Source organism: Mesorhizobium sp. CNPSo 4671, from assembly GCF_057784245.1.
The window spans coordinates 1-2,755 of the sequence record NZ_JBWLUW010000050.1; the positions used below are offsets into that span (position 1 = coordinate 1).

The following is a 2,755-nucleotide window of genomic DNA, read 5'->3' on the forward strand; positions in this document are numbered from 1 at the left end:
AACATTCTTGGTGCCTTGTGCCTGGAGGAAGGTCCAAGGGAGCTTCAGGAAAGCACGGCCTCTTTTGAGTGTACAGAATATTTCAGCATTTCGCAGATAGGCACCGTCGATTGCTGCGATAGTTCCGACCTATTTGTCTTCCTCGGTTATGCGATGTCACCTTCCGACGGTCGGCGGGGAGCCTTACATGAAGCTTATCTAGTGTCTCACCCGGGCTGGAAAGGCGGTGCCACTGGTCTCTTGGAAAGAAATCTGCTTCGGCCGCACCCCGGCCAGCATTTCAACCGAAAGATAGAAGTTTGGATCGGTAGAAAAACGTCGTCTTTGGGTATCGAACTGATGCCGTACCATCCTCGGTGCATCGGTGCTTCCGCCGCTGATCATGTTAGCCGAGGCTATCCCTGGGCCTAATAGGTGCCTACGTGCCTTCACTATTTTGAAAGAACTAATCTATGACAATTTGCCCCGAAGCTCGTGTGTCCCTCGACCGTTTCTGGTCGACAATCGAAGCTTCCGCCAAGATCGGCAAAGGCCGTCCGGGAGGCCTGTCGCGTCTGACGCTCACGGACTCAGACCGCGAGATGCGTGATCTATTTTGTGGCTGGTGCCGGGAGGCAGGCTTGAGCGTCGAGATCGATGAACTCGGCTCAATTTTCGCAAGGCGCGACGGTACCAACAACGAAATGCCACCGATCCTGATTGGCAGCCACCTCGACACCCAGATCAACGGCGGGCGCTTCGACGGGATTGGCGGAGTGCTTGCCGGGCTAGAGCTTGTGCGTGCGCTTAACGATCTCGAGTATGTCACCAAAAGGCCCATTATCGTCGTTGACTGGACCAACGAGGAAGGCGCGAGGTTTTCTCCGCCGATGGTAGCCTCGGGCTGTTTTGTCGGGCAGTACGAACGCGACTGGGTGTATGACCTGATTGCCGACGATGGCCAGCGTTTCGGCGATGAGCTTGAGCGAATAGGCTATAAGGGCGAAAAGCCTTGCAAGGCAGGGGAGATCGACGCCTATTTCGAGCTGCACATCGAGCAGGGACCAATCCTCGATGCGGAGGGGCGGGAGGTAGGGATCGTCACCGGCGCTTACCCGAGCCACGGCATCCGTGTTCGCTTCGAAGGCGAAACCGCCCACACCGGCCCAACGCCGATGGATCTTCGTCACAACGCGCTGATCGCCGGGGCAAGGTTTCTGACTGCGGTTGACGACATTGGTTGGGAGTTTGCGATTCACGACGGCAAGGCCACTGGATCGCGCCTTGCCGCCTGGCCGAACAAGCCGGGCATTCTGTCTGACACGGCCCAATGCGTCGCCGATGTACGGCACCCCGATCCTATGACCGCCAAGGTCATGGCTGAAAAGATGCGTCGTGCCGCCAAGGCCAGCGCCGCCATGGCCGGCTGTATCGCCGTGGTCGAGGACGAATGGAGCTGGGGAGGCGACATATTTGACGAGGAACTTATCAACAGCATCCGTGCTGAGGCAGTCCGTCAGTCCTATAGTTGGCGCGATATACGCTCTCAGGCGGGTCATGACGCCTATCACATGGCGACGCATTGCCCCAGCGCCATGATTTTTACACCCTGCAAGGGTGGGATCACCCACAACAACAATGAATCTTGCGAACCAGCCGATTTCCGCGCAGGCCTCAACATGCTTCTGCACGCCGTCGTTCAACGTGCGGATCGTTGATGCAGCTTTTCGACCACGCAGAGATCGACGCACGGCTGGACTGGCCGGGGCTGATCGAGGAACTTCGAGCGAGTTTCGTTACCGCCAGGACGGTTGCGCCGGCGCGTCAGGTGCTTGAGATGGACCTGCCGAATGGCGAAAAGGCCTCACTAGTGATTATGCCTGCCTGGGAGAGTGGCAGAGCGATTGGGTCAAGGTCGTTACCTTTTTTCCTGGGAATGCAACACACGGCAAGGCGACCATCAGCGCCGGCATGCTGATGTTCGACGGGGCTGACGGTAGATTTACGGCAGCGCTGGATGGGGATGCGCCCACCGCGCGGCGCACCGCGGCGGCCTCGGCGCTGGCGGCGGATTACCTGGCCCGGAAAGACGTCCAAACCTTATTTGTTGTCGGGACCGGTCAGCTAGCACTCTCGGTGGCCCACGCCCACGCGAGTGTACGCACCTACACCCGCGTGCTGATTTGGGGACGAAGCGGGGGAAAGGCTAGGTCCCTGGCGGCTACGCTCGTTATGAGGGGCCTTCCCGCGGAAAGGTGCGAGGATATAGAGTCCGGGTGTCGCTTGGCGGATGTAGTAAGTTCGGTCACAGCCTCAACAACGCCGATGATCCGCGGCGCCTGGCTGCGGGACGGATCGCACCTCGATCTCATAGGCGCATTTAAGCCCGACATGCGCGAAAGTGATACGGCTGCGATCACTGGGGCGCGGGTGTTCGTCGACGGGCTCGCGGGGGCTGTTCTGGCGGGCGATCTGGCGCAACCAATCGCTGAGGGCGCATTCTTTGCAGAAGATATTGTGGCGGATCTGACGGAGCTTGCGCAGGGCCACCCGGGCCGCCTGAATGAGATCGGGCGGACCGTCTTCAAATCCACCGGCCTTCCGCAAGAAGACCTAGCCGCCGCGATGAAGGTCATACGACGTTGATGGGGCGCTCGATGATGCAATGCTGGGTGCCACACCTTCAGGTCATCTCGGGATAAAGGCCCAGAAGCTCATCAATCAGATCGGCAAATTTTTGTTCCGGAGGGGTCAGCGAGCTCAAGTTGGAAGAGAT

At 59.0% G+C, this 2,755-nt stretch carries 3 protein-coding genes; all 3 read left to right on the top strand.

What is annotated here, in order from left to right; translation table 11 throughout:
* Positions 1–411, top strand: a 411-nt coding sequence (locus AC04SF_RS37220) for a hypothetical protein (protein WP_488481852.1), incomplete at its 5' end; no start/stop codon positions are given.
* A gap of 41 nt (positions 412–452) precedes the next feature.
* Positions 453–1,697, top strand: a complete 1,245-nt coding sequence (locus AC04SF_RS37225) for a Zn-dependent hydrolase (RefSeq protein ID WP_488481853.1) — start codon at positions 453–455, stop codon at positions 1,695–1,697.
* 241 nt (positions 1,698–1,938) lie between these two features.
* The gene (locus tag AC04SF_RS37230; protein ID WP_488481854.1) at positions 1,939–2,625 is read left to right on the top strand and encodes a bifunctional Delta(1)-pyrroline-2-carboxylate/Delta(1)-piperideine-2-carboxylate reductase; all 687 of its coding nucleotides are present in this window, start codon (positions 1,939–1,941) and stop codon (positions 2,623–2,625) included.
* Positions 2,626–2,755: the final 130 nt, after the last annotated feature.